Origin of the sequence: Blastomonas sp., assembly GCF_041747255.1 — a bacterium.
Taxonomy (GTDB): Bacteria; Pseudomonadota; Alphaproteobacteria; order Sphingomonadales; family Sphingomonadaceae; genus Blastomonas.
Window position 1 is genome coordinate 1 of sequence record NZ_JBGTFM010000034.1, and the last position, 5,537, is coordinate 5,537.

A 5,537-nucleotide genomic window follows, 5' to 3' on the forward strand; every position below is an offset into this window, starting at 1 on the left:
CTGGCCACGTGCCAGATCAGGATTTCTCGTCCGGTTGCGTATTGTTATGGCAAGTGGTCTGTCATGGCGAAAGCGAAGATCGCGTTAGCTCGCCACAGCTGCGACAAAGGTGTTTTCCACCCAGCCGCTGTCGCATGGCCCATCATACGCGCGTTTCGCACGGGCCGGAGCCGAAACGCCGCAGTCGACGGACGGTGCGGCCGCCTCTGCATCAGATGCCGCGTCAGGCGGGCTTGCTGCGGCGGGTGGAATGACGACCCCCAGCCACTGCTGGTCGAGGCTGCGGGTGCAGATATAGACCTGTGCGCCCTCTTGCAGAGCACCCACCTGCTTGGCAGCATCAAACGGCGCGTCACGCACCGGCAGTTCGCCACCGCGCAACGATCCCACCCGGCCGCGCCCGGCGCAGGCCGCGAAGCGTGAGCCGCCTTCACCGATTGTGACGGCGCGCGCCGAAGGGCTGGTGTTGGACGGGCCCAACCGTTCACCTGCCCGCTCGCCGCCCGGCGCTCGCTCCTGCGTGGGTTCAGGATCGGCGCAGGCACCGATCAGGAGTGTAAGGGCAAAAAGCGATGCAAATGCTGGTTTCATGACATTGGTTATAGGTTATCGCCCCAGAGGTTCAAGCAGCCAGCGCCGACTTGGCACTCCCTTGACCAGAAAGCAGGTAAATTGTTGATTTTTCATGTTTAAAATATGTAGATTGTGGGCGGTTTCGCTTGGGAATCCGTAGCCCAGCAGCTATGACGACTTTATGACAGACATCCACGAAAAATCGACCGAGAACAACCAGAACCCCGCCAATACCAACAGCTATGGTGCAGATTCGATCAAGGTGTTGAAAGGCCTTGATGCCGTGCGCAAGCGCCCCGGCATGTATATCGGCGATACCGATGATGGTTCGGGCCTGCACCATATGGTGTTCGAAGTTTCCGACAATGCAATTGACGAGGCGCTTGCTGGCCATTGCGACCGGGTGCTGATCACTCTAAACCCTGACAATTCGGTGAGCGTTGAAGACAATGGTCGCGGCATCCCGACTGGTATTCACACCGAAGAGGGTATTTCAGCAGCCGAAGTGATCATGACCCAGCTGCACGCGGGTGGTAAGTTTGAGAATACCAGCGACGACAACGCATATAAAGTTTCCGGCGGTCTGCATGGCGTCGGCGTGAGTGTTGTCAATGCACTGTCCGAATGGCTTGAGCTGCGCATCTGGCGCGATGGCCAGGAACACTGGATGCGCTTTCGCCATGGCGATTCCGAAGCGCCGCTGAAGGAGCTTGGCCCCGCGCCTGAAGGCAAGAAGGGCACACAGGTGAGGTTCCAGTTCTCGCAGGACACGTTCAAGAACGTCACCGAATATGACTTCGAAAAGCTCGAGCATCGCTATCGCGAGCTGGCGTTCCTGAACTCGGGCGTGCGCGTTATCCTGCGCGATGAACGCCATGCCGAGCCCAAGGAGCATGACCTGTATTACGAAGGCGGGATTGCCGCGTTCGTAAAATGGCTGGACCGCAACAAGCAGCCGCTGATGCCTGACCCAATCGCGATTTCAGGCTCGCGCGACGATGTCACCATCGATGTCTCGCTCGAATGGAACGACAGCTATTATGAAAATGTGCTGTGTTTCACCAACAACATCCCGCAGCGCGACGGCGGCACCCATCTGGCGGCCTTCCGCGCCGCGCTGACCCGCACACTCAACAATTATGCCGAGAAATCCGGCCTGTTGAAAAAGGAAAAGGTCTCGCTCACCGGCGATGATATGCGTGAAGGCTTGACCGCTATCGTTTCGGTCAAGCTTCCCGACCCAAAGTTCAGCAGCCAGACCAAGGACAAGCTGGTCTCATCCGAAGTTCGCCAACCACTCGAAAGCCTGATGGCCGACAAGATGGCCGAATGGCTTGAGGAAAATCCCGGTCACGCCAAATCGATCGTCGCCAAGATTATTGATGCCGCCGCTGCCCGTGAAGCTGCAAAAAAAGCGCGCGAACTCACGCGGCGCAAGGGCGCGATGGACATCGCCTCGCTACCCGGCAAGCTCGCTGACTGTCAGGAGCGCGACCCCGCCAAATCCGAACTTTTCCTCGTCGAGGGAGACTCCGCAGGTGGATCGGCGAAGCAGGGCCGCGACCGGCACTATCAGGCGATCCTGCCGCTCAAGGGCAAGATCCTCAATGTCGAGCGCGCGCGCTTTGACCGGATCATCTCGTCAAAGGAAGTCGGCACGCTGATTCAGGCGATGGGCACGGGCATCCGCGACGATTTCACCATCGAGAAGCTGCGCTATCACAAGATCGTGATCATGACCGATGCCGACGTCGATGGCGCGCATATCCGCACACTGCTGCTGACGTTCTTCCACCGCCAGATGCCCGAAATCATTCGCGGTGGATTTCTCTACATTGCGCAACCGCCGCTCTACAAGGTCGCCAAGGGCAAGAGCGAGGTTTACCTCAAGGACAATGATGCGCTTGACCAGTATCTGGTCGATGCCGGGCTGCAGGGCCGAATGCTCGAAACGGTCGGAGGCGCGCGCAGCGGCGATGATCTGCGTGAGCTGGTCGAACATGCCCGGCGAATGAAAAGCCTGATGGCTTATGTGCCGCGCCGTTACGATCCGCTGATCATCGAAGGATTGGCGCTGGCTGGGGCTTTGTCACCAGACATGCCCGAGAGCGACCGGCTCGCTGCAGTGAATACTGCGACGACCTGGATGGGCGGCGCTGACCCTGAAGCACGCTGGAAAGGCGAGCTGTCAGTTGAGGGCGGCTATCATCTGGAGCGCTGGTGGCGCGGCGTGACCGACCATCACGTCATCGACCTGCCGTTCCTGAACAGCGCAGAGGCACGCAAGCTGCACCGCGTCGCCGGCGAGTTTGCTGAGATGTATCTGAACCCCAGCCGCCTGGTCAAAGCGAGCACAGCCGTGCCTGTCGAAAGCGAAGCTGGCGCGGATAGCGAAGAGGCGGAAGAAATGGCAGCGATCGCCACCGGCGTGACCATCAACCGGCCGTCGGTGCTGCTCGAAACAATCCTCGCCGCCGGGCGCAAAGGGCTGGCGATCGCGCGCTACAAGGGACTGGGCGAGATGAACGCCGAGCAGCTTTGGGAAACCACGCTCGATCCCAACCACCGCTCGCTACTGCAGGTCAAGGTCGATGACGCAGACATCACTGATGAGGTGTTTACCCAGTTGATGGGCGATGTCGTTGAGCCGCGCCGCGAATTTATTCAGGAAAATGCGCTCAACGTCGCCAACCTCGATGTATAACGGCGGATGAGGTGCAGGCACCTTGAGACTTATCCACCTTGCCTACATTGTTGCGCAGCGATTGCGGGTTACGTGGCGGCGAACATTACAGGTGAAAACCCGCGGCGTGAAAGCGGTGGCACTGCGCGGTGACCACGTGTTGTTGATTCGCCACAGCTATCAATCTCCACATTTGTTCATGCTGCCGGGAGGCGGTATTGATCGAGGTGAGAGCGCGATTGAGGCCGGCATGCGCGAGGCGATGGAAGAAACCGCCTGCCGCCTCATCAATGTGCGCGAACATGGTTCGTTTGTTTCAACACAAGAGGGTTGGCCCGATCACATTACAGTCGTTGTTGGCGAAACCACCGATGCGCCAAAAGCGGATGGCAACGAACTGCTGGAAGCGACCTTCTTCCCACTGGGTGCCTTGCCTGCCAACCTGTCCGATGCGTCGCGTCGTCGCGTCATCGAAATCCGCGATGGGCTGCCGCCAGCCGCTGATTGGTGAGCCATCAGGATCGCCATCCAACCCCCGCAAAGAACAATGGCAACTTAAATGCCCAGCGTTCTATATAGTGCAATGCAAAATAATCGTGACGACCGCCCGATGGTGAGCGATATCGCAACACCAACACCCAAAGACATGCCGCTGGGTGCCCGCGAGCTGGTTGCCATGATGGCGGCATTGATGGCGCTGAATGCGCTTGCCATTGATGCGATTTTGCCGGCCTTTCCAGCGGTCGGCGAGGCGTTTGGCATCACAGACCCCAACCGCCGCCAATATGTGATCAGCAGCTATTTGATGGGCATGGGGCTCGGGTCGCTGTTCTACGGGCCAATCGGGGATCGCTTTGGTCGCAAACCGGTGCTGATTCTCTCGACCGTGTTTTATGTAATGTTTGGCGCGGCCTGCGCATTTGCCCCGGATTTTGACACATTCCTTGCGTTACGCTTTGCACAGGGATTTGCCGCTGCGGCGATGGGCGTGCTGGTGGTATCCGTCATCCGCGACATTTTTTCCGGTGACCAGATGGCGCGGTTCATGTCGATCATCTTTTTGGTGTTCATGGCGGTGCCGGTGCTTGCCCCCACGATTGGCCAGCTGATCCTGTATTTCGCCGAATGGCGCTGGATATTCCTGTTGCTCTCGGTGATGGGTGCAGCGGTGGGCACATGGGTTTGGTTGCGGCTGCCCGAAACACTGAAGCCCGAACATGTCATCCTGATCCGGATCGATGTGATTGCAAGCACATGGTCCAAGGTGATCTTCAATCGCACCGGATTGGGTCATGTGGCGGCCGGTGGGCTGGTGATGGGGGCGATGTTCGGGTTTCTCAACAGCTCGCAGCAGGTCTTTGCCGATGTATTTGGTGCCGCCGACGTTTTTCCCTATGCGTTTGCCGCAGTCGCCGGCTCAATGGCGGTCTCAAGTTTCTTTAACAGCCAAATCGTTGAACGGTTCGGAGCGCGGCGGGTGTCGCAGACCGCGCTGCTGGCTTTTATCGTCCTCTCGCTCGTACAGATCGGCGCGGCCTACCTGCCGCATGAACCAATGGGCCTCTTCCTGGTAATCGTTGCCCTGAATATGGCGATGGTCGGCTTTATCGGCGCGAATTTCGGTTCTATCGCGATGGAGCCGTTCGGTGCGATGGCTGGGGCGGCATCTTCGTTCCAGATGGCATTGCGCACCGTGCTTGGTGCAGGCATCGGGGCGTTCATCGGGCAGGCATTCGATGGCACGACAGTACCGATGGCGATCGGATTCTTTGCCTGCGGCGTTGCAGCGCTATTGATCATCGCATGGGCCGAGCAGGGAAAGCTTTTTCGCCGCCCGGGCACCTGTCCCAAATCACCATACTGACCAAAAAGCCCGCGCAGACCGGATGGGTTTGCGCGGGCTAATCGGATAGGTCGGACCGGCCTTGCTTTCGGCTTATTCCGGCGGCGTCAGGCCGGGATTGTGGACGATCTCGGGGTCATCTTCGTGGAACTCGACGATGCCCTTGCCCACATGGCTCATCCGGTAACCGTAGAGATAGTAGATCACCAGGCCGATCGCCGCCCAGACGGGCAGCACGATCATCGCTTCGAACGGCAGATTGACGAACAGGAAGACGCAGCCTGCAATCGTCAGCGGGCCTACCAGCCACAAAGCAGGCGTCTTGAACCTGCGTGGCCGGTTAGGCTCGATCTTGCGCAGCATCATCACCGCAATTGCCACCATGAAGAACGCGTAGAGCGTCCCGGCGTTGGCGATATCCGCGAGCTGGCCGACCGG

At 59.0% G+C, this 5,537-nt stretch carries 4 protein-coding genes and 1 pseudogene; 3 read left to right on the top strand and 2 right to left on the bottom strand.

Annotated elements, in window-relative coordinates; translation table 11 throughout:
* Positions 1-84 precede the first annotated feature (84 nt).
* Positions 85-591, bottom strand: a complete 507-nt coding sequence (locus ACEW8G_RS01205) for a hypothetical protein (protein ID WP_373486627.1) — start codon at positions 589-591, stop codon at positions 85-87.
* Positions 592-754: 163 nt separating this feature from the next.
* Here ACEW8G_RS01205 and gyrB point away from each other — a divergent pair, with 163 nt between their 5' ends.
* The 3 genes from gyrB (at position 755) to ACEW8G_RS01220 (ending at position 5,120) form a co-directional block, all read left to right on the top strand.
* Positions 755-3,277, top strand: coding sequence for a DNA topoisomerase (ATP-hydrolyzing) subunit B (gyrB, locus tag ACEW8G_RS01210; protein WP_373486628.1), 2,523 nt, complete (start codon positions 755-757; stop codon positions 3,275-3,277).
* A gap of 91 nt (positions 3,278-3,368) precedes the next feature.
* Positions 3,369-3,767 carry an NUDIX domain-containing protein gene (locus ACEW8G_RS01215; protein WP_373486629.1) on the top strand — a complete coding sequence of 133 codons (399 nt, stop codon included), beginning with the start codon at positions 3,369-3,371 and terminating at the stop codon, positions 3,765-3,767.
* Positions 3,768-3,815: 48 nt separating this feature from the next.
* Positions 3,816-5,120: a multidrug effflux MFS transporter gene (locus ACEW8G_RS01220; RefSeq protein ID WP_373486630.1), complete on the top strand. Its 1,305-nt coding sequence runs from the start codon at positions 3,816-3,818 to the stop codon at positions 5,118-5,120.
* 72 nt (positions 5,121-5,192) lie between these two features.
* Here the strand turns inward: ACEW8G_RS01220 and ACEW8G_RS01225 are convergent.
* Positions 5,193-5,537: pseudogene (locus ACEW8G_RS01225) on the bottom strand (amino acid permease); the annotation flags it as partial.